Consider the following 26,839-nt stretch of genomic DNA (forward strand, 5'->3'; position numbering starts at 1 on the left):
TGGAGCATCGAACATGACAGATTCCAACCCGCAGGATCGCTTCTCCGTCGTCATCGTTGGTGGGGGTGCTGCAGGCATCACCATTGCAGCGCAGCTTCGACATCAGCGACCCAACCTGTCGATTGCCATCATCGAACCATCTACGACGCATGCCTACCAGCCGGGCTGGACGCTGGTTGGAGCCGGCGTGATGACACTGGCGGAAACGCTCCGTCAGGAAGGTGGCCTGATTCCGAAAGACGTGACCTGGCTGCGAGACAGTGTGGTGTCTTTCGATCCTGACGCGAACACGGTGACGCTCGAAAGTGGCCGTGTGGTGGAATATCGTCGGCTGGTTGTATGCCCCGGACTTCAGTTGGACTGGGATAAAATCGAGGGACTACCCGAGACGCTGGGCCGTAATGGTGTGACGTCCAACTATTCCCGTGAAACGGCTGCCTACACCTGGGAATGCATCCGTCATCTTGATGGTGGAAAGGCGCTCTTCACACAGCCTCCTATGCCCATCAAGTGTGCTGGTGCACCGCAGAAGATTGTCTATCTGGCGAGCGATCACTGGCGCAAGGAAGGGTCGCTTCATCGCACGGAAGTCGATTTCTGCATGGCGGGCGACGCGCTGTTTGGCGTGGCATACTACGTGCCTTCCCTCCAGAAGCAGATCGATTTTTATGGGGTCAATCTTCATAAGAAAGAGAACCTCATCAAGGTCGATGGTGAGAAACGCGAAGCCACCTTCCAGATTGTTGGCACAAACGAAACTGTTGTTCGGTCGTTCGACATGCTGCACGTTGTCCCGCCACAGTCCGCTCCGGATTTCGTCAAGAAAAGCCCTCTTGCGAATGCCGGTGGTTGGCTAGATGTAGACCCGGCCAGCCTGCGTCATGTGAAATACGAAACTGTTTTCGGCGCCGGAGATGTTCTCGGTACAAGCAACGCCAAGACAGCTGCAGCAGCACGCGAGCAGGCACCTGTTGTGGTCTCGAACCTGCTGGCCTCTCTCGACGGCCGCCCTCAAACAGGGGCGTATGATGGATATGGTGCCTGCCCACTGACAGTGTCTTACGGCAAAGTCGTGTTGGCAGAATTCCTGTATGGCGGGAAGGTTGCTCCGAGTTTCCCGTATGATCAGCGGAAACCCAGCCGCTTCGCTTGGCTCCTGAAAACCGAAGTTTTCCCCCGCCTGTACTGGCATGGAATGCTCAAGGGGCATGACGTTAAGGTCAAGCACAAGGTCAAAGAAAGCGCCTGATTTACAAGCGTCTGATGAGAGTGGGCTGGGGGAATTCCCCCCGCTCTTATGCTCTTTACAAGGGCTGTTCAGCAGAAACAGGGTTCTTTTCGCGCAGGAGTAAGGAGCTCTGTAGGACTTTCGGAGAAGGCGTTGAGCATAAAAAAAAGAGGGGCCAGAAGCCCCTCTTTTTCGTGTCATATCTAAATCGAAAGATCAGAAATGAGCACCGATATTTAGCTGGAATGACCGTCCCATTATGGCATCATAATAACGGGTTAGGCTGACTGTGCCGGGGTACTTTGGAAGTGCTCCGGTAATGTTGTTGATCATGAAGTTGGCATCAATGTTCTTGGTGATCTGATAGCCAAATGTCGTGTTGAAATACGCAAAGCCCGGACGGTTGTTATGCTCGTAGGTATAATCTGAAACCTGTAGGGCATATTTGGACTTTCCGTAATAAATGGTCTGCCACTGGAAGAATAGCGGACCACGCGTATAGTTGAAGTCCAGCGTAAACAGGTTGTTCGGAGACGTCGTATCGCCGTTCAGGACATATGTGCTGCCCAGATACGTCTGTTGATTACGTAAATAGTGAGAATAGTTGCCACGAAGCTCGATGTTGCCAGCAGACTGCGGCAAGCCAAGGCGCTGCAACGGAACATAGTAATCGATGTTCGCCTGCAGGATCTGCATGTGCTGGTTGGCAATGTTGAAATAACCGGACGTGAAGCTTTCGACCTGGTGGTCCGAATCACGCTTGAAAGAGTTGCAGTATGCGTTGTTCGGGTAAGAGCCTGAATCATAGCAGGCATTCATCAGGTCGCCGACACTCAGGGATGTGATCTCATTGTTGACTTTGACATCAACAAAAGAGGCCGTCATGTCGAGGCCACGGACGAAGTGCGGATGGAAATCCAGCGTGCCTGTGTAGCTGTGAGACGTCTCGTTCTGCAGCTTTGCGTTGCCGCCTGATTTGCCCTGCGCTGTGTAATAATTGATGTTCGAGCTGAAACCGCCCTTGGGAATTCCTTCCTTTGCGCAGTTCGCCGCTCTCGTTGCAGGAGCAGGACCAGAGGTGATGTACTCGATGGAGCAGGGATCTTCTGCTGTATTGTAGGTCGTGCTCTGAGGAGCAAAAAGCTCAGTCACGGACGGATTACGAACGGACTGGGCATAGTTCCCGGACAGACCGAAATCCTGCGTTGGCCACCACGCACCACCAAACATGTACGTCCAGTAGTTGCCGGTCATGCTGTTGTTAATAAAGCGGCCGTTTGCTGTTGCGGATAGGCTGTAAACGCCCGGGACATGCATATTCGGGGAAACGAGCGGAATATCCAGCTCACCAAAGACTTCATGCGTGTGATAGGCGCCCGACGTAATAGGGATGGCGGTGGAGTTACCGTACTGCTTGTAGGTTCCGTCCGCCTGCTGTTCACCCTGGAAGAAGCTGCCTGGGTTGAAGTTGTAGCCTTCACGACGATGCTCGTAGCCAAGATCCCAGCGGATATCACCAGCCGGCAGGTGGGCAACCGTGCTGTGAATTTCTGCCTGAAGATCGCGCTGCGCGTTTGTATTCTTACTGTGCGCGTCCGAAATGACGTAATCGCGGGCAGCTGGCGTCATCTGGTTATAACCAAACGGGTTCAACGGCGAGCAGGTGGAGCTCCGTGTGACTGCCGTAGAGTTTGTATAGCCTGGAGAGCAGACGATATTGCCGCTGGCGTCCGTCGTTGCGTTCAGCGCATTGGTTAGGTTCTGCGTGACAATAGACGGTTCCCAGGTGTCGTTCATGTACTTGCCGTACACACCCTTCACAGACCACTCAAAATGACGGCCAACTGCGTCGAAATCACCGTTCAGGCCGCCCTGGAAGCGGAACATCTGCATGGTGGTACGATACATGCCTGCGTCAAGATCCTGGTTCAAGCGTGACAGATAGAACGTATCCGTCGGCTTTCCTGCCGCCTGAAGAGCATTGACGATCTGCGCGCGTACGGCTGGCGTCAGGTAGGGATTGTTTGTGCTAAGTTTGTAGGCACCATTGACGACCGTGTTCGTCTGGTAGCTCTGGAGGCTCAGTGGGTCATCGAACTGAGGCGTGTTCCAGGTACCCTGACCAACCAGGCTGGACGCTGTTCCACGGGCATACCATCCCTGCCATGTTGCGTGCAGGTGATCGGTGAAGTCATAGTGGCCAAGCGTGGTCAGGTTCAGCTTGTCGGATGGCGCATAAAGCTGGTTGTAATCCTGCAGCGCGATGCCGTTCCCGCCTGAAGCACGAAGTCCGTCCTGTATGGCAGAGTTATACGTGATAGGCACGAGAGACTGGCCGTTAGGGCTAAACATCAGCGCCTGTCCGGCAGCGTTAGGAATAGCGTATCCGGCTTTACCTGCCTTGACTGGAAGCTGACCGTAAACTGCGCTTGTGGTCGGCAAACCAGTGACCGAATTCTGCAGAAAACGAACGCCTGGTGTCAGCACGCGCGCGTATGGCGTAGTCGAGCCATAAGCAGGTCGAGCGTAAGTGGTGGACAGGCTGCCTCTTGTATAGGGGCGATCATTCGCGACCATGCCGCCAGCATTGCGATATTCCACGTCGAAAACGACGCCGCCCTTGCCGTGGTCAAAGTCTGTGCCAGCCTTGAACGTAATTTTTTCCTGCGGCGCATCCAGCTTCTGCGTCCAGTTACCCTGTGCGTTGAAATCAACACCCTTAAAATGATCATCGAGCTGATAGTTCACAACACCCGCAACAGCATCAGCACCATAAGCTGCGCCTGCGCCACCGAGACGGGTATCAACCTTTTTGATCAAGGATGTTGGAATTGCACTGACATCGACCTGTGAGCCTGAGCCTGCACCATAGTTGGAAGCGGTCGACCCACCGACCATGCGCATGCCGTCAACAAGGGTGAGGGTACGCTGTGAGCCAAGGCCCAGAAGAGAAACGAACGACTGGCCAGCACCGAAGCTGCCCTGTGAACCGATAGGGGAGTTGTCACCCACCGTGAAGGCGGTGTTCTCACGCATCAGGGCAATGCCCATGTCCGTATAGCCGCGGGCACGAAGCTGCGCGGCATCGACGGTTGAGCCTGCCATAACGTTCGTCAGGCGCGTTTGGGAAAGACGCGTTCCTGTAACAGTAACGACTTCAGCGGCAGGTGATGCGCCTGGCTGCAGGTTGGCATTCGTAATTGTCTGAACAGGCGCAGACACAGGCGCAACTGTAACGGGCTTGGCTTGAACCGATGTCTGGGGATGTGCGGACTGGACTGTTGCATGGGGCGCAGCCGCTTTTTTCGCAGCAGACTTGTGAGCGGCAGAAAGATGCTTCGTCGTTGTCTCTGCACAGGCTTCAGGAACAGGAAGCGCCGTGTAGGAAATACCAGCCAGCAAGGCAATTTTCAAAAAAGTCCGGGAGGGTTTCAGTGAAAAGCCCGGACGGGCCAACGTTGGAAAAGAGGTGTTCATTGCTGGCAGATATCCCTTCGTTTCATGTCTCAATGTATCTTCAATTACAAAACTGAAAGGAAATGTCTCCTGTACGCAATGGTAACAATGCGATTTTGGAGTGAGATTTTCTTGGTGTGTCCATTACAACACATTTATTTCAAATTATGTATTTAACGAAAATGGGTCTTATCTGTTATCGGATACCGAAAACTTTAAAAAAATCTATTTTGTCTACGGTATTTTCCTTTCATTTTTTAAAAGTGACGATTGAGAAAAATTTAATACGAATAGAGTAGGAAAAGGCAGTACAGTTGGCAGAAGGTTTTATTTAAACCGGCATGGCTGATCTGTGGTCGGCTGTTCATTAGTCTGAATGACCATGAGTGTCACAGCATCATCGCCGACATTTCCTGCAAAATGTCCGATGTGACCTTGTGAGTCCTTACGGCTCATTTGGTCTTCACCCAGAGAAACATCCCCCGGTCCCATCTCGACACGTGTTCCGTCCATTGCGGTGACGTACCATGTGCCTTTGAGAGGAATGATCCACTGCACTTTTGGGTCAGGGTGCCAGCTTCCATCCCAGTGCGGAGGTTGCACGGTAGAAATGATCTGGGCCTGACCGCTCTTAAGACGGTCCTGCCATTGCGGCCCCGCAGGTTTGGACATGGTTTTCAGAATGTAATTGTGAAACGGACAGCGCGTCATGTGGCTGACGCCATTATGGTCCGTCCAGTTGTGCCAGTAGTATGCTGTGGGAGGCGCAGGATCTGCAGCTTCAGCCGCATGACAAAATGCGGTAACGCCAAGAGCGAAAGCAAAAAGCAGAGAGAGAGGGCGCATGGCTTATTGTTCCTCATGTCGTGCTGGGGGCTGATAGCGAGGCTTTGGGGCGATATCGTCAAAGCGGCTGCGTGAGGGTGTGGACAGAAGCTCGATAATCATGCCCCATGGCGCACGGCCGTAGCAAAACATGTTACCAGGGCCAGCTTCGAGAGAAGGCTGCCCCTGGGGCTCTGTCAGAAGCTCGCCACCCGCTTCGGTGAAGCGGGTACAGGCCGCATGGATATCGTCAACATAGACGGCAAAGTGCTGCACGCCGAAGTCACAGGCGCGGACGGCCGGTCTCTGGTCTGGGCCATGAATTTCAAAGAGTTCGAGCCCAGGCCCATGCCCCAGAGACATCATACACATCTCCCAGACCACACTGCCGGTTGGCAGCCCGAGTATCTTCTCTGTCTGCGGACCCTGTTGGGGCTGGGTGTGGGTAACGTTGCGGTATAGCGCAACAGCACCCAGTGCGGCTTCGAGAAAGCGGATGGCAAGGTTGATGTCGGGTACGGTTACACCGACATGGTCGATACCTCGCGGAAGTCCTGAATGGTCTGCACTCACGGAGAGATCCTTCATGGTTATGAAGGTCTCAACCTGTGAGTTAAAGAACGGTTGCGGTCAGCCGTTCACATTAGTGACGAACTATGTCAGTTCAGGCGTCGTCGATCGGACGTTTCGGGAGAAGCGCCGGTACGAAGAAGAGTGTGCAGATCAGTGTGCAGCCCAAAGACATGAGAAGCAGACGGCCCATACTCGCAGTGCCCGGATGAGCAGATGTTGCCAGCGATCCAAAGGCCGTTGCTGTCGTCAGGGCAGAAAATAGAACCGCGCGTGCGGTCGGAGACGTCAGCGGACCCTTGATGCCTTCGCGCCAGTTCATCACGAAGTAGATATTGAAAGACACGCCAACCCCGAGAAGTAGGGGAAGAGCAATGATGTTAGCGTAGTTCAGTGTTTCTGGAACCGTGACAATCAGGATAACAGTCAGGAGAGCCGAGAGCAGGAGCGGCGCCATAACAAGAGCTGCATCCAGAATGCGGCGTAGCACCACCAGAAGAATGATGCCGATCATGATCAGAGCCGAAATGGCGGCAATCGTGAAAGCATGAACGATGGTGTTCGCGCTTTCGGTGATCTCCATTGCCGGCCCACTGATATCCGGATTGACCGAACGCAACTGGGACACAAACCGGTGCATCACGGGCGTCTCGGAAATCTGTCCCTTGGGATGGATCGTCAGGCGCTGACGACCATCAGGAAGTGCGTAATCCTTTCGAATGTCGTCTGGGATATTGTCGATCGTGATGGGCTTCGGCTGAAGCGCCGTACGGAGCATGGAGAGCTGATCCGGCAAAAAGCGTGTCAGGGCATGGCTGGCATTGACCAGTGTTGCGTCAGGGGCTGTCGAAAGCGTGTTGAGAGCCTGGCGGATTTTCTCAAGTGGTGCAGGAAGCTGATCCTTTACGCTGTCCAGTTTGGCTGCCGCTGCGATAGCGGATGCACGAATGGCCGCTGCGTCTGGTGCAGGTAAGGGGGTCTGAACGGTAATCGTCGGGAGAAGGATGGAAGCCGTGTCCTCGATCATAGCCAGTTTGTCGGTCTGATCGTCCGGGACGAGCGCCCCCAGCCACAGCACATCATGGACGCTCGACAGCTTGGAGAAAGCCGCTGCGTTCTTTGCCGCATCCTGAACATTCGGGACCAGAAGCTGGGCAAAATATGGGGTGGTAAGAGGGTTATCTTCCAGAAGGTGGAGAGCGTGCATGCCCTCTGTATTTGGGTTCTTCGTATGAAGAGGATCTGCATCGAACTTCAGCAGCGGCATCAGGGCAACGCCCACGACCCCGAGAAGTGCGAACACGCCCACGACCTTTCTACGCTTGTGACGCAGCATGTGATCGACTGGCGCCATGAACGCAAAGCCTGGTTCCCCTTTCCCAAGCTTCGCCCGGAAGAGCGTCAGCAGGGCCGGGAGCAGTGTCATGGTGCACAGGAAGGCAATCAGCATACCGAAGCCTGCAATCAGGCCTAACTGAGCAACGCCGATGAAGCTTGTCGGGGTGAAGGCCAGAAAGCCCGCAGCCGTTGCAAGCGACGCGACTAAAATCTGTGCACCGCTTTCCTGTCCGGTAAGAACGAGGGCATCACGCAGAGAGGGCATGGAGCCATCTTCGTTGCGCTGTCCCCGGAAGCGGACGCTGTACTGAATGGCAAAATCCACAGCAATGCCCACGAACAGGATCGCGAACGCCACCGAGATGAGATTCAGTTCCTTCACGCTAAGCGCAGCAAAGCCGGTCGTCAGCAGAAGGCCTGAAATCAGAGTCAGCAGGATGGGAACAATGACGCGGATGGAATGCACGGCCAGAATCAGCCAGAGTGCGACCAGAACCAGAGAAACGACCAGACCGAACACCATGCCATGGGCAACGGTCGAGAACTCTTCGTCGTTGAGCTTGACCTCGCCAGTAATGCTGCCGGTGGCCTGACCGGACTTCACGAATTCAAGGCTGTCAATCGCCTTGCGCATCGCCGTCGTGGCGCCTTCTCCCGGTTGAAGGGAGCTATAATCCAGCTTGGGCTTTGTGACGACGAATTCGTAGCGGCTGCCCAACTCAGCCAGACGACCGACAAGAAGATTCTGCCAGGACAGATCCTGAGGCTGCCCAGCTGCGGCTTTGGTCAGAGAGTCCGCAAAGCCGTCCAGAGCGCCGTTGAAGCCACTAGGAATGCCTTGCCCGGCCTTGATACCGTCCCCAATCAGGCCAAGGGCACCGAACAGCCCGCGGGCTGAAGGATCTGCTGCCAGAGTTCCAAGGAAAGGCTGGGCTGAAACAATGGAATCCAGAAGGGGTTCAAGGTCCTTCTTATCCAGAAACAGGAAGCCGTGACTGTTATAAAAGGGGTTGTCGCCTGGCAGGCTGACCATTTCGAAGTGCTCATGGTCCTTGCTGAGTTCGGCAGCAAGGGCGCGGGCCGTGGCGCGTCCCTGTTCTGGGATGCGGCTGTCGATGATGGCGACGAGTTGATTGTCATCTTGCGGGAAAAGACGGTTCATCTCGTCCGTCCGCTGTTTCCACGGCAAGTCGCTGGCAAACATCTTGCCGGTATCAGTTGTCACACTGAGGCGCGTGATACTCAGTGCGACACATCCCGCACAGAGGAGCGCAAACAGAACCACCACCAGTGGCGCACGACGTGCACAGGCGGCATTCAGCCGGCCGATCAGATCCGAAAACATGGGGCCTACCCTTAACAGAACGGGCAGCATTTCCCTACCCCAACCTGACATTTCCGCCATCATGGGGCACAATGGAAGCCATGACGTGGACTCTCGATGGCTTGGCTGAACATGAAAGTGTGATCAAGGGCAGCACTTTCCTTGCGCGCGCGGCCCCTGTCGCAGATGAAACCGCAGCACTGGCGTTCTTTGCTGAGGTTGCTGTCCCGGACGCGACTCATAATTGCTGGGCCTTCCGGACGGGTCAAAGATACCGTGCCAGCGATGATGGAGAGCCCTCTGGAACAGCAGGGCGCCCTATCCTTTCTGCGATTGAGGGGCAGGATTTCGACAATGTGATGGTGGTCGTCACCCGGTGGTTCGGTGGTGTAAAGCTGGGGGCCGGTGGGCTTGTTCGGGCATATGGCGGTGCGGCTGCAGCCTGTCTGCGAGAGGCTGCCAAAATCGAACGGATCGAAACCCTGCCCCTGCGGTTTCATTGCCCATTCTCGGTTTATGCGCAGGTTGAAGCCAAACTTCCGGGGTGGCGGGCAGAAAAGACACTGTGTGACTTTGATGCAGAAGGTGCGTGGTTGACGGTCGCTGTGCCTGTTGAAGAGGCAGACATGATCACGGAATACCTGCGAGATCTGACACGTGGCCAGATGGCCATCTCTCGCCCGGATCTATAAACAACTAAATAAAAAAGTTATAAATAAAATCTCTCTTTACATACTGTGTAATATGAGGCTCACTCGTTTTCGTTGCCTCTTCATGTCAAATTGTGGTTCTCGATGCTTCTTTCTGTCGTCTCTTTCCGTCATGAAAGAAGCCTCATTGCCGGAGTGCTTCTGTTGACGGTCAACCTGGGTCATCACGCAGATGCCCAGACCGTTCCTTTGAAAACCAGTCCGATTGAATCCCCTCCAACAGAGGAGGAGTGGATCAAGGTTCCTTCCACCGAGCGACCGATCATCCAGGATTATCCTCATGCCGGTGTGGTCGGCCAGCCACGGCGAATCACTGCAAAGCAGAACCGTGCACCGAATGGTCATCAGGGGCCGTGGGGTGATTTCAACTACGGAAACGGTGAAGCGGCGGGGTTTGGCCCCGTGGGTCGCTACGGCGCAGCGGCCTGGGCGGAGGACTGGAGCTACCTGCGAGACAAAAGCAAGCGCACGGACTTCTTTGATCCACTCAAATTCATCGCCTTGAACAATAGTCGCACGATCTGGCTGACCCTGTCGGGAGAATCGCGGTTACGAAACTGGTATGAAGAAGCGCCATTTCTGGGGCGCAGTGGAAAAGCCCAGTCAGGCCGCTTCGGCATCCGGAATCTGATCGGGGCAGACTTGCATCTGGGTGAGCACGTGCGTTTTTTCGGTCAACTCATCAATGCGGATGCAGGCGGTTGGAAGGGGTTCGGGTATGGGTCGACATATCGCAAGAGGCTGGACCTGCAACAGGGTTTCGTCGAACTGAAGGGCAAAGTCGCCGGGGCACAGACAGGTTTTATGTTTGGACGCCAGCAGTTCCTCGATGCTCCGTCCTACATGTTGTACAATCGTGAAACTCCAAACGTTCCCCTGTCTTGGAATGGTGGCCGGTTTTACGCCCTCTGGCCCCGGATCCGAGTGGACGCATACGATTTCGTTCAGACGAAAACAGACAGTCCTCTCATGTTCCACAACACCGAGGATTATGGGACGCGCCTTTATGGTGGAAACACCACGATGATCGTTCCTGCGTTTTCCGTTGGTGGCGAGCGCGTTCACTCGTTTTTGGACCTGTTTTATATCCGCTACAGATACAGCAGCGGTCTGTCTGCCGTTCCGACAGCAGCGCGCGTTCTTAAAGGGACATCCTCCCGCGGTAATCTGGGGTTTCGCTGGTATGGAACATCCGCCTCCGTCGAATACTCGGTGGGGGCACTCTACCAGAACGGAACATTCCAATACGCCGGGACAGAGCGGAAAAGCAGCGTTCGTGCGTGGGCCGTCAACACGATCATAGGTTACAGGCATACACCTTCTCCCTTGCATCCCTTCCTGGGTGTGCAGGCAGATATTTATTCCGGTGGGTCGGATGGTCAGAACGGAACGGTGCGCACTTACATGGCGCCGTTTAATCCACAGACCAACTATCTGGATACGACAACCTATATTTCACCGTCCAATCTGGTGAGCCTGTCTCCGGTTATCAGCATCACGCCCTGGAAAGGCTTTGCGTCCCTGCGTCTGAAAGCACCGTTTATGTGGCGGGAAAACGCAAACGGGGCGATCTGGAGTTCATCTGGCCCATACACATTCGCTCATGCTTATCGGGGAGGATATGTGGGCGTCGTACCGCAGGCGTCGTTGACGCTTCAGATCAACCATCATCTGACCTGGCAGATTTATGGAGCGCGGTTCATGGCGTCACAGAGTTTGCGCAAAGCGGGCGCGCAAAGTGGCAGCTATGCGCAGTCAAACGTGACATTCAGGTTCTAGAAAATTATCAGTTCAGGACGGGTTCTGACCTGTCCTCGGGCAGTGGCAGTGTTTCAATCATCACGGGCGGAAGAATATCTTCCAGACTGGCTTGGATAGCGTTCTCGGAAAAACGCTCTTTCAGCAGCTTCCTTGCGGCCGCTATCTGAGCCTTTGCCGCAGATGGCACCAGAAGAGCTGCTATTTTTTCTGCAAAATCTTCCGCACTGTCAGCGATAGATTTTGCCCATACCGGGTTGGACACATCTACCAGTCCCTCTGCTGCAATGGGCGTCATGACAATCGGCAGCCCAACAGACCATGCATCCAAAACCTTGCCCTTGATCCCTGCACCATAACGGAGCGGAGCGACACAAAGCGATACGTCGGACAGGGTATCTTCAAGGTTGGAGACGTGCCCCGTAACTTCAACGTCTTCGCCTGCAAGCATGTGAACTGCGTGCGGCATGGCGCTGCCGATCAGGCGACAGACAAGATTGGGAATGCGTTTCTTAAGGCGCGGTAGAATATCCAGAATGAGCCATTTTGCAGCGTCTGTGTTTGGGGCATGGGCAAAGTGAGCGACAAACGCAATGACGGGCTTGTCCTGGCGCCGACGGGAACGAGTTTTGACGGGAACAGCCCAAGGTATAACGTGAATATTTGCTGTAGGCACCATGCGCTCAAGACGTTCGGCCTCGATTGCAGAATGGGTCAGTACACAATCTGCTAGCCAGGCACACATGTTTTCCCGCACTTCAATACGCGTTGCTGTTCGCGCAAGTTCAGGACGATTTTCTATCCCTGCCTGACGCTGCAGGCGAAGTGATGCGAGATCGGCAATGCTCCAGATCAGTGTAGCTGTTGGGGCGAAGGCGCGGGATAAGGCGGAATAGCTTTCAGCATTATTCAACCTATGAAGATAGATAACATCCAGCCCTGGTCCGAGGCGTTTGAGAGCTTCTTCCGGGCCAGTGAAGACTGGTGGCATCAGGCAGTCGATGCCGAGCGATGCAAGGCGGAAATAATCCTGCTCTGAGGGTGCCTGACGGGATGCTATGAAGCAGCAATTATACCCAATCGCCTGTGTTGCACGAATATGAGACAGCAGCGCTACGGATCCAGCATCCACTGTAGGGTCGGGAACGCGGTCGTCCACGAAAAGGGCGCAGGGCATGACTGATGTGACATCGTCATGCCGTCGGTTGGCCCTGTAAGCAAAAGCACGATCATTGATACTGGCAATATCCGAACCAGTCTGCTGTCGGAGGGTCTCCGCCGCTTTGGTCAGAAACGCCAGAGCCTCCGATCTTGCCGCTGGGGTATTCAATCCTTGGAGCAGTGCACTGAAATAATGCTTGAGAGGTTTATCCAGATGCTCGGCGGTCGGAAGGTGACAGGGCTCACCAAACCGCTCCTGACCATGGAATAGTTGAATAACGTGGTCTTGTTGCGGATCCAACGCGGCGTCAAATACATAGTCAAAACCGTATCGACCGGAATTCAGACCAGCGTCCCGCAGGTCGCGTCGAAACTGGTTTGCAGGAAAGCGCACGGTTTGTACGCCATCAATTACGGCTGTCAGCCAGACAGTTCTGTCTGGATTAAGCTCATCCATGGCCCAGCCTGCAATATGCAGACGGTCTGCGATGTCTATCGTTCCGACAAGACGGCTGGGCTGCGGCTCAATATAAAAAGGAGAACCCTGAAAAGCACGATCCTGCAGGCTGTCACGAACGTCTATCAGGCACCCTTCATGCGGTGGCGGCTCGTGCCAGGCCCAGTCAAAAGCACAGCATCCGTCTCGGCCTACGTTTCTCAGGTCTGCGCGAAATGTTATAGCGGCAATTTCTTGAACCAACTGGCCGTTTTGGAAAACACGCAGGCGGACAGGTCGATCGGGATTTTTCAGATCAACCGCCCACCCAGCAATGCGATCATGGTTACAAATGTCGATATGACCAGCCAGAAACTGTGGCACAGGGAAGACTTATCCTTGCAGATCAGGCTGCTTCATTCGGAAAGAGACATTTTGCATGCTCTTTCAAGCGGCTGTGAATTTGGGCGAGTTCAGGCCCATCTTCGAGACGTGGTGCGCAGTATCTGGGATGCTGTCGGGGAGCATCAGGATACAGGGCATCATATTCATGTGCGTTGTGGAACATCCCTCGGGATCTGTCATCCAGAAAGCTTTCTGAGGGGGCGCCTTCCGCAAGTAGAATGTCATGGCCGTCGAGCTCGATGTGAATATATCGGATCGTCTCCGGTTTCTGGATCTGAAGAATGGAATGGTCATTGACCAGATGCAGGGCAGGAATGAGATAGCCGTCGATCAGCATGGCGTGTAGCGGAGAAACAGTCAGGTCCCGCTTTGGAAGGTTATTTCCCAAGGACCCCTTGTGAAACAGGATCGGTAAGACGTCCCGGTTGCCGTAGGCAAAAAGTGGGTCATAGGCGCGACGTCCGAGCCATCGGATAGTGCGGGCATCCCCTGACGCTGTTAAAATCAGATCACCAATAACCAGATCTTCTACAGGCCGCTCTCCCTGAGGAGTCTGAATTAACGTTCCCGGACAATAGCAGGGGGTACCGTAAAGCATTTCTGTCCCCCCGCCCGAAGGAGCATTCCGAAAATAGATCGGAGATGAGAACGCGCTTGTGACAGCAATCTCTTTCACAACGGTTCCACTGGACATGACATCCAGAAAAACCGCTGGTGTTGCGGTTTCAGAAGACGCCTGAACCGTCGCGCCGCTTGTGGCATTCTGGATCGACGGAGCAGAGACAAAAACCGCGCTTAACCCGTTTGTCGAAGAAATATCCGAAAAAACAATTCCACCCCCTCGCTCTATTGTCAGCGGATCTGTCAGAACTGTGCTGGCGCCGAGGCTCACGGTGCCACCACTGCTGACTGTGAGGTGCGACAACGTGGCCCCGTTTAGTGCGGTGAGGCTTCCGCCGGAAAAGACGGTGGTATGATCGGCCGTACCCCCGACTGTCATGATTGCTTCGTTGTAAACGGACGTTTTGTCTGCGTACCCTGAAACATCCAGAGTAGCGTAGACGTGGGACGTCACACTTACACCTTGCCCCGTCTGAAAATTCCACCCGTTCCAGCTACTGGAGAAGCCAGAAAGGGTCGTGTCAACAGAGCTGCCTCCAGCCTCAATTGTGGACGCTCCACCAAATCCGATCTGGTTGCCCGAGACTGTGCCGCCACTTTCGACAGTCTGGAATGTCTTGATGTAGCTAAAGGACTGGGTGAGGCCTGTATAACGCTGCGCTTCTCCGGTTTTTCCAGAAAAAACAGTATCGATAGCGATGCCACCGCTTTCGATGACCTGAAAAGAACTCGTGTTCTGCAGCGCATAGGGTGGGAGATATCCGCTCAAGACTGTGCCCGAAGCTACCCCGCCATCCAGGACGGTTTGGATGGCGAGGTCTTTCACAATTGTGGAGACTGCTGCGCCACCGGCAATAATATCCTGCCGAGCAAACTGGGTTGTCATGCCGGCGCCAGTGCTGCCAGCGGAAAAAACCGAGCTGCCCTGAAGCAGCGTGCCATTTGCCGTGCCTCCTGAAACAACCTGTGTTGCATCAGGAGAAATGGTGCCACCGTTGACCACCTGGCCTGAGCTTACGGTCGTAACGGGGCCATTTCCTGAAGGAAGTGGTGTTGAGGAGGATGTCTGCTGGCTCGCCATCTCAATACTCGCTTTCGAAGGGACAGCACCCGACAACAGAACATTCAATGGACGTTCAGTAGTCTGAAAAGAATCAGGCCGTCATGGTTCGTAAAGCTTAGACAGAGAAGGAAATAATATGTCGCAAATAAATCGTTAATTCACGATTTATTTTCTATGTGCCAGCAGGATTTATTCAGCCTGCACTAGTCTCGGTGAAAAGACCCACGAGATCTGTAAGGTGCCCTATCTCGCGTAATTTGAGGCCTGCGGGCGGCTTGACGCGAGCCGAAGCAGCGGAAACCCGTCTGGGAAGAATAGCCTCAACAAATCCCAGCTTCGCAACCTCCTTAAGCCGAAGATCAGCCTGGCTGACCTGTCGGATTTCGCCGGAAAGGCCGACCTCCCCAAAATAAGCAGCGGTTGAAGATGCAGGTTGCCCTGTTGCTGCGGAGATCAGGGCTGCGGCCACGGCCATGTCTGCGGCGGGCTCATTGACCCTTAACCCGCCAGCCACGTTCAGGTGGACGTCCATGTTGGCGAGTTTCAAGCCGCATCTCGCATCCAGCACGGCCAGCAGCATGTTCAGGCGAGACGTATCCCATCCGACAACGGCGCGACGTGGTGCCCCGTCTCCAGCCTTGGGGGACAGCAGGGCCTGAACTTCCAGAAGAACGGGGCGTGTGCCTTCAAGGCCGGCAAACACAGCCGATCCAGCAATGTTGCCGCGTCTCTCGGCGAGGAACAGGGCAGAAGGATTAGGTACTTCCGTCAGCCCCGTATCAGTCATGGCAAAGACGCCGATTTCGTCGGTTGCGCCAAAGCGGTTTTTGGCCGCACGCAGGATGCGGAACTGATGACCGCGATCACCTTCAAAATACATGACAGCATCAACCATGTGTTCCAGCACACGTGGCCCTGCCAGAGACCCTTCCTTCGTGACGTGACCGATCAGGATCAGGGCGAAGCCGAGTGTTTTGGCCAGGCGGATGAGTTCGAATGCGCTGGCTCGGACCTGCGCCACGGACCCTGGAGAGCTTTCCACGCTTTCCAGCCACATGGTCTGAATGGAATCAATGACCACGACAGTATGGGACCGATCGTTTTCCAACGATCCCACGATGTCTCCGACATTGATGGAAGCTGCCAGATCCAGGGAATCCAGTGTCTTGCTGTCCCGGTCCAGCTCCAGTCTCTGCGCGCGAATGCGGATCTGATCGACGGATTCTTCGCCCGAGACATACAGAACCTTGTGACCACTCCGAGCCAGCGCACAGGTTGTCTGGAGCATCAGGGTGGACTTACCAATACCTGGATCACCGCCAACCAGAACAACGGATGCAGGCACAAGACCGCCGCCAAGAACGCGATCCAGCTCTGCAATGCTTGTCGTGATGCGTGGGGGCGGCTTGGCCTCACCATCAAGGCGAACGGTTTGAAGACGCCCGGTGCTCAGCTTGCCCGTTTTGCGGGCTGTGGGTTCGGAAGTTTCCTCAACCAGCGTGTTCCATTCCCCGCAAGCTTCGCATTTGCCCACCCATTTGGAATAGACAGCCCCACAGGACTGGCAGACAAAGCGTGCGGTTGGTTTCTTGGCCAAGGGAATCTCTCTTCACATGGACTCTGGATGCTCCCGATATAGGGAGCGTTCCCGTTATGATCCAGTCAGAGAAGGCGTTAATCGTCTGTCCGGATGATGATGCGTGCCATGATGCGGGCAGCCGTCACGATCAGAAGCAGGATCAGTGCCTGAATAAGGATATTCTGGCTTTTGGGCGGGTGCATGAACAGAATGAACACCATCGGCAGCGCGATAAGATATGTCAGGCCAAGACGCTGCCAGACTCTGCGGGAAATGGGAGGGCGTCGGAACGGCTTCATTTGCGAAGTTCCATAGTGATCGGACCTTCCCGGCGTCCATGCGTGAACTGGTCCACCATTGCGTTGCCTGAGTTCATCAGGTCTGCGGCCAGTCCCTGCCAAACCAGTTTGCCCTGGTAAAGCATGGCAGCCTGATTGCCGATCCGCTGCGCTGAAGCCATGTCATGGGTAATGGCGATCGCCGTTGAGCCCAGCTTCTGCACGCAATCCACGATCAGGCCGTCAATGACGGCCCCCATGATGGGATCAAGGCCTGTGGTCGGTTCGTCGAAGAACAGGATGTTAGGCTGTCCGGCAATGGCACGAGCCAGCCCGACACGCTTTTGCATGCCGCCTGACAGTTCAGAAGGGCTAAGCTGCCCAACGGAGGGGTCCAATCCAACCTGCTGGAGGATTCCGCCTGCCAGTTCACGCGCCTTGGATCGGGACGGAACTGGGCCGTCACGGTCTGAGTGCTTGGCCCGAAGCCCGAAGGCAATATTGTCCGCGACGCTCATGCTGTCGAACAGAGCGGCGTTCTGGAACAGCATGCCAATCTGTCGACGCAGGATTTCCTGTCGCCCGCGCGGAGCCGTGAGAACGTTCTCGCCATCAATTTCGATAGTGCCAGCATCGGGCTCGATCAGGCCAAGGATACACCGCAAAAGAACGGATTTTCCTGAGCCGGAGCCGCCAATGATGACCATGGAGGTGCCGGTCTCGACATCAAGGTCGATCCCGTCGAGCACGACCTTGGGGCCGAACGCTTTCGAAAGGCCGCGGATGCGGATTTTGGGTGTGCTCATTGGGAGAAGAACAGATCTGTGAGGAGGTAATCAAACAGCAGAAGCAGAATAGAGGCGCCCACGACGGCCGCTGTGGTGGCTGAACCCACACCTTCCGCGCCGCCCCGACTGTTATAGCCGTGGTAGCAACCCAGAAGAGCAATGAGGAAGCCGAAAGCCGCTGCTTTAACCAGACCAACCACCACGTCCATGGTCTTCAGCGAATCCAGCGTGGCCGTGATGTAGGTGGATGGTGAAAAACCAAGTTTTGCGACCGATACGGTGAAACCGCCGAGAACACCCAGTACGTCCGCCACAATGACGAGACAGGGCAGGGCGATGGTTCCCGCCAGAAGACGTGGCGTCACCAGATATTTCATCGGGTTGGTCGAAAGTGTCGTCAGCGCGTCGATCTGATCGGTGACGCGCATGGTGCCGATCTGGGCAGACATTGCGGCACCAACACGCCCGGCAACCATCAGTCCTGCCAGAACCGGCCCCAGTTCGCGGGTGACAGCCAGAACCACAATCCCGGCGATGGCGCTCTGGACGTGATACTGCCCAAACCCGACATAGGACTGCAAAGCGATGACGGCCCCGGAGAACAGGGCTGTCAGGGCCACAACCGGAAGGGAGAAGAACCCCGTTTCGATCAGCGTAGACAGGAAGATGCGCCAGTAGAACGGTGGCCGCACGAGATGCGACAGCCCTTCCAGCGCAAACATGGCGAGAGCACCCGACTGGCGGACGAGTCCGAGGACGGCACGGCCAAGGGCCGCTATGGGATCAAGAACGGCATTCACCCTTCAGCCCCTACCCTGCGCGCCCGGCTACGTCAAAGTCTGTCTTGCTCAGGCGGAGCGTTCCAGGTCACGGAACTGGCGCTCCAGCGCAAAATCCGGGGAGGTTACGAACTGTTCCATGCGCGCCAACCTTGGCTCCATACGAGCCAGGCGGTCGTTCAGGCGCACCAGAGTATGGTTTGAACTGAAAGATGTCGTCTCCGGGGCATGGCGTTGCTTATGACGCGCGCTCTGATCTCTGGCTGTGTGAATAACCTCTTCATAAAGATCGACAGCACGGCGTGTATAATAGACATGGGGTGCGTCACCTGCAGATGATTGTCCTCCCATGCGACGGTCAGCCATGCGTGTTTGCCAGTTTCGGGTGAAAGCGGAGAGGCCTTCAGCAATATCCGCCCAGAGAGCGCCAAAAAAGGACTCCCCGGTTCGTTTGCGATAACGTCTGGCGTGACGCAGGACCAGCCAGACGCAGACCACGATCAGAGCAAGACGAAGGCCGCCCAGATGGTGGCCGTTGCTGTGTTTGCCGAAAGAGCCAAGAGCCTCCCAGCCTTGCTGCGTGCCGGAATCGAAATTCACGGACTGACCAAGGCTGGCCAAAATGTCTTTCGTGATCGCCTGCCCATCAATCGGTGCGGCTGCGGTGACATGCACACCGGGGCCTGTGGTCTGAACTGTCAGGTCTCCCGAGCCGTAGTGACTGCGGGATAATGTTCCTGAAACACTATCGACCAGAACGTTCCCAGAGCCATAAAGTGACAGGCTGGCTGAGATGGTACTGACATGTGCTGTGATATCGGACGAACCGAGATCCCGAATGGAGAGGTTCTCTACTGAGCCACTCCTGAGCAGCATGTTTCCTGATGATGTCGCGGACAGCTCAACACGAGGTGCTGTTACGAGCCCAACAAGCAGGTCACCGCTTGAGAAATTGAGAACGTGCACATTGCCTGTCACCGTAGCAATGGAAACATTGCCGGATCCGGTCATCCGCAGATCCACGCCCGTTGCGCTGTTGACGCGTACGTCACCGCTTCCGGAAAAGCCACTAAGATGGCCGGATAGTCCAGTGACAGTGATGTCGGTCTTGTTGCCGCGGAGATGGATATTCGTCCCGGCTGGAACCTGAATTGTCGAGCTGGCTTCGGTGCTACAGGACGGGTCACTCAGAGCAAGTTTGAGTGTCTTGTCCTCGGCGGCTGTCAGGTTGCCATTGCCCTGAACAACCTTAGCTATATCACCCTCAACAATATGAAGGTCTGTCAGGCAGGTCGGTGCCAGTTCCAGCGTAGCTCCCGTGACGGAGCTTACACTTTCTGGAATTGGAAACGCTGGTGGGGCCGGCGGAGCCGGGGGAGCGGGAATGGCAGGGGCTGCGTCCTGAGAGAAGGCCGGGCTGATCGTTCCTGTAGCAAGCAGGAGGCCGAGGACGCCCCCTGCAAAACGTACCAGATCGTGGGATGTCTTCATCATCAGCCTCCCTGTTTTGGTGTGTCGCCTTGAGGCGGCATGACCGGAGCTGTGGGCGTCGAAGGAGCAGGCGGCGGTGCCACAGTATCCGGAAGGGGAGCCTGTGGCAGCTTCTGAGGAGCTTCCGACGGCGCCGTGGGGACACTGACTGAGGGTGTCTGCTGCGTCTGGGTGGGAGTACTTGGTGCGACGGCAGCCGGGGGTTGAACGGCTTCCTGTTCCTGCTGGGCCGGTTTCTGAGGTAATGGTGCCGGTGTCGGTGCTGCGGATGTTGATGGAGCCGGAACAGAAGGCTGGCTGATCTGCGGAGATTTTTCTGTGGAAGCTGGCGGCTGAGGAGCCGACACCGAAGCTTTGGGAACGGGCGGAGGAGCGACTGGCAACGTCGCCGTAACTGGTGGTGCGGTCGGTGTCACGACAGTCGGCGGCGGAGCAACTGCCGCCGGGGTGCCGACATTTACCGCGCCACTGCCAGACCGAACGATCGGGCCGGAGACGCGCTCAATATTGACGGCGCCTGTGCCGTTGGCTGTCACCGTTGCAACGGAAGCGTTGCCATGAACGGTGGCGGTCGCATTGTCTGACGTCACGATCGTCAGGGCTTCGATACTACCCTGCGAAACCATGAAAGAGGCGTCGTTCGACAGTTGTGCAGATAGAGCGGTCAGTTGTGCAGAGTCGGCGATCAGCGTTGATGTGCCGGAAGCCACGATCTGGGCCGCCCGTTCGAGAGAGCCGATATGCACACTGGAGGCACCATGCATGCTCAGATCAAGGGACTGCGTATTCTCGATATCCATCGTCGCGGAGTCGAGGCTGGCATCAAGGGACGCCAGTTTTCCTTTGATGATGAAATGCGTGTCATGGCTGTCATGGATTGAAACGCCGGTATAAGGGGACACACTGATTGTGACCTTACCATTGGGCGCGCAACTTTTCGTGGCGATGGAGATGCGGCTGTCCGACTCTTCCTTGCCGCTGCGCATCGTCACCTGCGTTGCATTGCTGCTGTCTAAGGTCGCGCCGTCTTTCATGCCTGAGTCTACGACGATCCGCACCTGACCTGTGCAGGGAATCGCCATATCCAGATCAGATCCGGACATGGTGACGCGCGCGGCCTGAGCCGGGTAGGCAGAAACTGCCCCTGTCAGCATGGACAGCAGCAGCATGCGCAGGGCGGTGCGGGATGTCATCGTGAACTCCTAGCTCTCCAGCCCGGGATATCCTCGTCGAGGATGCGTTCGAGCTGGTCGATCCTTTCTTCCAGACGCGTAGCATGGGCCTCGGCCTGTGTCAGGGCAGCCTGCAGATGTGGGTCTGAGATGCCTTGATTGGGAAGGTTGCCCGTCCGGGCACGCAATAGGCGCGGGCCAAGGACGAGCGCCGGGATAAAGCCAAAAAGCAGGACAAGAGCGACGATATCCTCATTCATGACTCAGACTTTCTTGCAGCAGTCATCAGGCTTCGCGCTTCTTTTCTGCAATCCGGCGTTTCAGAGTCTCGAATTCATCTTCTACAGCTGCATCCGTCTCCAGAGCGGCCAACTCTTCGTGCAGGGAAGGGCGACCAGACCGACGTCCCAGATCATAGGCTTCGGCTTTGCCTTCCAGTTCATCCAGAGCGCGCTCGACCTGTTCGAAACGGTTCAGCGTGTCGTCAATACGGGTATCGTAAAGCTTTTCACGAGTCTTGAGGCGGCCTTCTGCCGTGCGGGCACGCATGGTCAGGGTTTTCTCGCGGGATTTCGCATCCGCCAGTTTGGCCTGAAGCTTGGTGATGTCGTCGTTCTGCTGCTCAAGACCTTCCGTGACCTGTGCAATCTGGCGTTCAAGCCCTTCGCGGGACTGTTCGACCGTGTGGCGTGCTGAGAGCGCCGCCTTGGCCAGATCGTCCCGGTTGCGTTCGATGGCAAGTGTGGCTTTGCGGTGCCATTCGTCTTCTTCGTGCATCATGGTGCGCACGCGGCGTTCGAGCTGCTTGCGTTCTGCGATGGTGCGGACGGCCTGACTACGCACTTCAACGAGCGTGTCTTCCATCTCTTGAATGACAAGGCGGATCATCTTCTGCGGATCTTCTGCCGTGGCGAGAATCGCATTGAGATTGGAGTTCACGATGTCGGCGAGCCGAGAAAAAATACCCATGACGCTTTCCTTCCTGAGAACTGGATTAGAGCACAATGACCTGTCTTGTCAGCGGGCTCGTTTTGGGGATGTTATGGTTGTGACAATCTGAAGTGGCGAACGAGGCTCAGAAATGGCGAGATCCACCCAAGCGGACGAGGTTCCGACACCCATCGGGCGGGCTCCGGCATTTCTGGCGATGCTGGACCAGATCTCCCGTCTTGCTCCCCTGAAGCGCCCCGTTCTGGTGATCGGGGAGCGCGGGACGGGGAAGGAGCTGGTTGCGGCGCGGCTTGCGTTGCTGTCGGATCGTTGGGACGCACCTTTGGTCAAGCTGAACTGCGCGGCCCTTCCGGAAGCGCTGTTGGACAGCGAGTTGTTCGGACATGAGGCTGGCGCGTTTACGGGTGCGCAGAAGCGGCGTTTGTCCCGGTTCGAGCGTGCAGATGGCGGGACGCTGTTTCTGGATGAAATCGGCACAGCGTCTCTGGCGGTTCAGGAAAAACTGCTCCGCGTTATTGAATACGGCAGTTTTGAGCGTGTTGGCGGCAGTGAGACGATCCGCGTGGATGTGCGTTTGATTGGTGCCACCAACGCTGATCTTCCGGCCATGGCGCGGGAGGGAACATTCCGCCCGGACCTGCTCGACCGACTGGCATTCGATGTGGTCAATGTCCCGCCTCTGCGAGCCCGGCAGGACGATATTCCCCTGCTGGCCGACCATTTTGCGACGCGGATGAGCGCGGAACTTGGCCGAAAGCTTTTCGCGGGATTCTCCCAGAAGGCTTTGCAGCGGCTGATTGATTACGCTTGGCCCGGCAACGTTCGTGAGCTTCGTAATGTGGTGGAGCGCAGTGTGTACCGTATGGATCAGCCCGAGCGCCGTTTGGATGAGATTGTGTTTGATCCGTTCGTCACGCCTGACTGGAGCAGCGTTATGGCTCCAGCCTCGACCGGGACAGCTCATGTTCAGGGAGACGTTCTCCGAACCTTCCCGCTGGATTTTGCCGAGACAGTTAAAGGTCATGAACGGGTGTTGCTGGAAGCGGCCCTCAAGGAGGCACAGTTCAGCCAGCGGCAGGCCGCAGATCTTCTGGGGCTGACCTATTACCAGTTCCGCCACCACCTGCGGCTGCACGGTCTGGCCGACAAGGAAGCGCGGAAGGCCCTGACCAAAAAAGGATGAACGCAGTTTCATACCTGGGTTCATGCATGAAGTGTGCCAGATTTTGTGGTGTGGGAATTTTCAGGAATGATGTTGTTTGTGGGGTGAGTCATTTGCGAGAAATCTAGCCATTAATTGGTAAATCAGGCCAAAAATTCCACCGAGCCTCGATCAATGAGGAATGCTCAATTAAACCATTTAATATGGTTATACAAAATAAAATAGTTGAATAATGGGTTAAGCGCGCCTATGTCTCCTTTACGTCGTGATTCTGGCGTGTGTGAACAGGGATATGGGTGCAGTAAATGCCTCTCTCACAATCCGAACTTCAACATCTTTTGGATGCGCCGGAGAGTCACGTACTTGAGGAAACGCTCGTGTGCCTGAAAGGCCGCGTCGCTGTTATTTCCTCATTTGGAGCTGAGTCGGCCATTCTTCTGGATGAGATTGCCCGGATAGACCCGTCTGTTCCGGTTTTCTTTCTGGATACGCGGCGCCATTTCCCGGAAACGCTCTCCTATCGTGATGAGCTGTCCGATGCGCTCGGCCTTCAGGACGTTCGGACCATTTCTCCCTTGGCGCGGGAACTTGAGAACAGAGATCCACAGGATCAGCTCGCGGCATTCGACCCGGATGCCTGCTGCGCTCTGCGCAAAGTGGAGCCTCTGGAACTGGTGCTTCCGGAATTTGACGTCTGGCTGACCGGGCGCAAGCGCAGTCAGGCCTCAACACGGGCGGCTCTTCCCATTGTGGAACCGCAGCCGGATGGCACCGTGAAGCTCAACCCGCTTGCGGGATGGGGCATGGAAAAAATTGAAGCAGAAATGCGTCGTCGGAACCTGCCGCGGCATCCTCTGGTTTCAAAAGGATATACTTCGATTGGTTGTGCGCCTTGCACACGGCCGGTTGGAGACGGAGAAGACGGGCGGGCAGGTCGTTGGGCCGGTCTGACCAAGACAGAATGCGGCATTCATCGGCCGGCATGAACATGGAGCGGACAATGACGCGGACACAAACCCTGGCGGAACCGCGCGTCATGGATGATCTTGACCAGCTCGAAGCTCAGAGCATTTTCATCCTGCGTGAAGCCTATCGGAAACTGAAGCCCCTCTCGCTGCTGTGGTCCCTCGGGAAAGACAGCAACGTCATGGTCTGGCTGGCGCGCAAGGCGTTCATGGGGCGCGTGCCGTTCCCGGTCATGCATGTGGATACCGAGAAGAAATTCCCGGAAATGTATGCCTTTCGGGATGAGTACACCAAGAAGTGGGATCTGGACCTCCTTCTGGGATACTGCCCACCGGTCGAAGAAATCGATCCGTCCCTGCCGCCCGCTGCACGTTCCGCAGCGCGCAAGACGGCGGGTCTGGCGGCAATGATCGACAAGCACAAGCTGCGTGGCGTGATTGCTGGTATTCGCCGTGACGAGCAGGCCACACGTGCCAAGGAGCGCGTGTTCAGCCCGCGTGGCGCCGGTCATCGCTGGGATGTTCGCAATCAGCCGCCCGAATTCTGGGACCAGTATGCCACGCCGTATGAAGACGGCATGCATATTCGCGTCCATCCGTTGCTGGCTTGGCGGGAAATCGACATCTGGCGCTACATCGAACGCGAAGGCATCCCCCTCGTGGATCTGTATTTTGCCAAGGATGGTAAGCGTTATCGCTCTCTAGGTGATCAGGACATCACAAGCCCGATCGAGAGCAATGCCACGACCGTAGCCGAAGTGATTGCCGAGCTGGAAAGCAGCAAGACATCCGAGCGCGCCGGGCGTGCCATGGATCATGAATCAGAAGACGCATTCGAGCGTCTGCGCGTGGCGGGGTATCTGTAAGATGGGTGACATTATCGCAACCCAGGAACTCTCTGGGGCGTATCGCGCGGCCGCCACGCCGATCGTGATCGTCGGGCACGTCGATCACGGTAAATCCACCCTGATTGGACGTCTGCTTTACGATACGGACAGCCTTCAGGACGGCAAGCTGGCGCAGATCGTTGAGAGCAGCCGCAAGCGTGGTCTGGCGGTGGAGTGGAGCTTCCTGCTTGACTCCCTTCAGATCGAGCGCGATCAGGGCGTGACGGTTGATTCCACGCGGATTCCGTTCCGTCTGGGCTCCCGTGAGTTCGTGATTGTGGATGCGCCGGGCCATCGCCAGTTCCTGCGCAACATGATTACGGGTGCTGCCGATGCCGAGGCCGCCGTTCTGGTTGTGGATGCTCAGGAGGGTGCGCAGGAGCAGACGCGGCGTCATGCCATGCTGCTGCGTCTGATCGGGATCCGGCACGTCATTGTGCTGCTGAACAAGTCCGACGTTCTGGGCTTTGACGAGGCTAAGATCGTTCAGGCCGAGTCTGATGTCCGCCAGCTTCTTGGTCGTCTGGAAATCGAAGTGGAAGCCGTTGTTCCGGCGTCTGCGCGTGATGGTGACAATATTGCCAGCCGTTCCGAGCGATCTGCCTGGTACAAGGGGCCTACGCTGATTGAGGCTCTGGCCAATGTGCCCCCGCCGACGTCCCGTCTGTCTCTGCCGTTCCGGATGCCGGTGCAGGACGTTTATCGCTTTGATGGCGTGCGTTACGTCGCCGGCCGGATCGAGCGTGGCACTGTCCGTGCGGGCGATCGTCTGGCAATTGGTGCCCAAGGCCAGATCGCAACGGTTGCAGAAGTCTGCCGCTGGCATGCGCCGGAACTGCCGGTTGCTGGTGCGGGTGAATCCATTGCGCTGCGCCTGGAGCCGGATCTGGTGCCGGATCGTGGGGACCTGCTGTTTCCTGCAGATGATAAAGCGTCAGCCCCGGCGCGTTCTGCCCGTATTCGCACGCGTCTGTTCTGGCTGCGGGGTGAGCCTCTTCGTGTTGGGGAAAGCTTCACGCTTCGTCTGACAACAGCAGAGCATGATGTGACGGTGGCCTCCATTGATGCGGTTGTCGATCTGGATGACCTGACATTGCGTCAGGGCGATGAGGTCCCACCGGACGGATTTGCCGAGATCACGCTCGCCGCTTCTCACGCCGTGCTGTTTGACCCGTTCTCTCCGGGAATGGGCGATGGACGTGGCGTTCTGGTCGATCGTCATCAGCGGATTGTTGGCGGCGCACCGCTGATTGGTCCTGCTGAACTCGAAGAGGGTGTTCATGCGATCCACCCGACGGCCAGCCGTATCTCTGCTGTCCAGCAAGCTCAGACGCGTGGTCATAAGAGTGGCGTGTTCTGGCTGACGGGCCTCCCGGGCTCCGGCAAGAGCACTGTGGCTCGTGCCGCAGAAGTGTCTCTGGCAGGGCAGGGTGTGAAAGCCACCGTTCTGGATGGAGATACGTTACGGAACGGACTGTGCAGCGATCTGGGCTTCTCGCCGGAAGACCGTCGCGAGAACATTCGTCGTGCGGCGCATGTTGCGAAAATTCTGTCTGAAAGCGGCCAGGCTGTCGTTGTCGCACTGGTATCGCCCCTTCAGGCAGACCGTGATCTGGCGCGCCAGATTGTAGGTGAGGGCTTCCACGAGATTTTTGTGGATACACCTCTGGAAACTTGCGAACAGCGTGACCCCAAAGGGCTTTATGCTGCGGCACGTTCGGGAAAAATTCCAGAGTTCACGGGTGTTTCAGCGCCCTACGAAGCTCCACTGTCTCCGGAGCTGCGTTTGGGAGCTGACCGGACGGAGGCAGAGACTGTCAGTGAATTGACGGGCTTTGTGCTTCGGGTTGTGCAGCCCTGATTGCAAATAAATAAGATGAATTGAGAAACGG

The 26,839-nt window shown here is 56.2% G+C and carries 21 protein-coding genes; 7 read left to right on the plus strand and 14 right to left on the minus strand.

Going from position 1 to position 26,839, the window contains the following annotated elements; translation table 11 throughout:
- Positions 1 to 13: 13 nt before the first annotated feature.
- Positions 14 to 1,249: an FAD/NAD(P)-binding oxidoreductase gene (locus tag KP705_RS08675; protein WP_215764314.1), complete on the plus strand. Its 1,236-nt coding sequence runs from the start codon at positions 14 to 16 to the stop codon at positions 1,247 to 1,249.
- Between the two features lie 195 nt (positions 1,250 to 1,444).
- Here KP705_RS08675 and KP705_RS08680 read toward each other — a convergent pair whose 3' ends face one another.
- The 4 genes from KP705_RS08680 to KP705_RS08695 all read right to left on the minus strand — a co-directional run bounded on the left by KP705_RS08680 (position 1,445) and on the right by KP705_RS08695 (position 8,762).
- Positions 1,445 to 4,705, minus strand: a complete 3,261-nt coding sequence (locus KP705_RS08680) for a TonB-dependent receptor (RefSeq protein ID WP_215764315.1) — start codon at positions 4,703 to 4,705, stop codon at positions 1,445 to 1,447.
- Positions 4,706 to 5,011: 306 nt separating this feature from the next.
- On the minus strand, positions 5,012 to 5,530 hold the full coding sequence (locus KP705_RS08685) for a cupin (protein ID WP_046900482.1): 519 nt from the start codon (positions 5,528 to 5,530) through the stop codon (positions 5,012 to 5,014).
- A gap of 3 nt (positions 5,531 to 5,533) precedes the next feature.
- Positions 5,534 to 6,097 (minus strand): VOC family protein, encoded by a 564-nt coding sequence (locus tag KP705_RS08690; protein WP_046900483.1) that lies wholly within the window; start codon positions 6,095 to 6,097, stop codon positions 5,534 to 5,536.
- A gap of 76 nt (positions 6,098 to 6,173) precedes the next feature.
- On the minus strand, positions 6,174 to 8,762 hold the full coding sequence (locus KP705_RS08695) for an MMPL family transporter (RefSeq protein ID WP_215764316.1): 2,589 nt from the start codon (positions 8,760 to 8,762) through the stop codon (positions 6,174 to 6,176).
- Between the two features lie 71 nt (positions 8,763 to 8,833).
- On the opposite strand from KP705_RS08695, the gene KP705_RS08700 reads away from it, so the two are divergent.
- Complete coding sequence (locus KP705_RS08700; RefSeq protein ID WP_211495631.1) at positions 8,834 to 9,433, plus strand: YigZ family protein; 600 nt, start codon at positions 8,834 to 8,836, stop codon at positions 9,431 to 9,433.
- A gap of 153 nt (positions 9,434 to 9,586) precedes the next feature.
- Positions 9,587 to 11,230: an alginate export family protein gene (locus tag KP705_RS08705; protein ID WP_308267322.1), complete on the plus strand. Its 1,644-nt coding sequence runs from the start codon at positions 9,587 to 9,589 to the stop codon at positions 11,228 to 11,230.
- 7 nt (positions 11,231 to 11,237) lie between these two features.
- On the opposite strand, the gene KP705_RS08710 is transcribed toward KP705_RS08705, so the two are convergent.
- From KP705_RS08710 to pspA, 10 genes are all read right to left on the minus strand, one after another.
- Complete coding sequence (locus tag KP705_RS08710; protein ID WP_215764318.1) at positions 11,238 to 13,190, minus strand: glycosyltransferase family 4 protein; 1,953 nt, start codon at positions 13,188 to 13,190, stop codon at positions 11,238 to 11,240.
- Positions 13,191 to 13,212: 22 nt separating this feature from the next.
- The gene (locus KP705_RS08715; RefSeq protein ID WP_252348307.1) at positions 13,213 to 14,961 is read right to left on the minus strand and encodes a Hint domain-containing protein; all 1,749 of its coding nucleotides are present in this window, start codon (positions 14,959 to 14,961) and stop codon (positions 13,213 to 13,215) included.
- A gap of 127 nt (positions 14,962 to 15,088) precedes the next feature.
- Positions 15,089 to 16,492, minus strand: coding sequence for a DNA repair protein RadA (gene radA, locus KP705_RS08720; protein ID WP_064275239.1), 1,404 nt, complete (start codon positions 16,490 to 16,492; stop codon positions 15,089 to 15,091).
- Between the two features lie 77 nt (positions 16,493 to 16,569).
- Positions 16,570 to 16,773: a hypothetical protein gene (locus KP705_RS08725; protein WP_046900488.1), complete on the minus strand. Its 204-nt coding sequence runs from the start codon at positions 16,771 to 16,773 to the stop codon at positions 16,570 to 16,572.
- Entirely contained in the window at positions 16,770 to 17,558 is a 789-nt protein-coding gene (locus KP705_RS08730; RefSeq protein ID WP_046900489.1) for an ABC transporter ATP-binding protein, read from the minus strand. Before KP705_RS08730 ends, KP705_RS08725 begins: the two co-directional genes overlap by 4 nt.
- Positions 17,555 to 18,340 carry an ABC transporter permease gene (locus KP705_RS08735; protein ID WP_046900490.1) on the minus strand — a complete coding sequence of 262 codons (786 nt, stop codon included), beginning with the start codon at positions 18,338 to 18,340 and terminating at the stop codon, positions 17,555 to 17,557. The genes KP705_RS08730 and KP705_RS08735 overlap by 4 nt, the downstream gene beginning before the upstream one ends.
- 48 nt (positions 18,341 to 18,388) lie before the next feature.
- Complete coding sequence (locus tag KP705_RS08740) at positions 18,389 to 19,813, minus strand: GIN domain-containing protein (RefSeq protein WP_235271750.1); 1,425 nt, start codon at positions 19,811 to 19,813, stop codon at positions 18,389 to 18,391.
- Entirely contained in the window at positions 19,813 to 21,003 is a 1,191-nt protein-coding gene (locus KP705_RS08745) for a hypothetical protein (protein ID WP_046900491.1), read from the minus strand. Before KP705_RS08745 ends, KP705_RS08740 begins: the two co-directional genes overlap by 1 nt.
- Positions 21,000 to 21,242 carry an envelope stress response membrane protein PspB gene (pspB, locus tag KP705_RS08750; protein ID WP_046900492.1) on the minus strand — a complete coding sequence of 81 codons (243 nt, stop codon included), beginning with the start codon at positions 21,240 to 21,242 and terminating at the stop codon, positions 21,000 to 21,002. The genes KP705_RS08745 and pspB overlap by 4 nt, the downstream gene beginning before the upstream one ends.
- Positions 21,243 to 21,267: 25 nt before the next feature.
- Complete coding sequence (gene pspA / locus KP705_RS08755) at positions 21,268 to 21,951, minus strand: phage shock protein PspA (RefSeq protein ID WP_046900493.1); 684 nt, start codon at positions 21,949 to 21,951, stop codon at positions 21,268 to 21,270.
- Positions 21,952 to 22,063: 112 nt separating this feature from the next.
- Here pspA and pspF point away from each other — a divergent pair, with 112 nt between their 5' ends.
- The 4 genes from pspF (at position 22,064) to cysC (ending at position 26,808) form a co-directional block, all read left to right on the plus strand.
- The gene (gene pspF, locus KP705_RS08760; RefSeq protein WP_046900494.1) at positions 22,064 to 23,116 is read left to right on the plus strand and encodes a phage shock protein operon transcriptional activator; all 1,053 of its coding nucleotides are present in this window, start codon (positions 22,064 to 22,066) and stop codon (positions 23,114 to 23,116) included.
- Positions 23,117 to 23,400: 284 nt separating this feature from the next.
- Positions 23,401 to 24,081 carry a phosphoadenylyl-sulfate reductase gene (locus tag KP705_RS08765; RefSeq protein ID WP_046900495.1) on the plus strand — a complete coding sequence of 227 codons (681 nt, stop codon included), beginning with the start codon at positions 23,401 to 23,403 and terminating at the stop codon, positions 24,079 to 24,081.
- A gap of 50 nt (positions 24,082 to 24,131) precedes the next feature.
- On the plus strand, positions 24,132 to 24,926 hold the full coding sequence (cysD, locus tag KP705_RS08770; protein WP_064275312.1) for a sulfate adenylyltransferase subunit CysD: 795 nt from the start codon (positions 24,132 to 24,134) through the stop codon (positions 24,924 to 24,926).
- A 1-nt stretch (position 24,927) separates the two neighbouring features.
- Positions 24,928 to 26,808, plus strand: a complete 1,881-nt coding sequence (gene cysC, locus KP705_RS08775) for an adenylyl-sulfate kinase (protein WP_215764319.1) — start codon at positions 24,928 to 24,930, stop codon at positions 26,806 to 26,808.
- Positions 26,809 to 26,839: the final 31 nt, after the last annotated feature.

Source organism: Gluconobacter sp. P1D12_c, assembly GCF_018812105.1.
Taxonomy (GTDB): Bacteria; Pseudomonadota; Alphaproteobacteria; order Acetobacterales; family Acetobacteraceae; genus Gluconobacter; species Gluconobacter oxydans_A.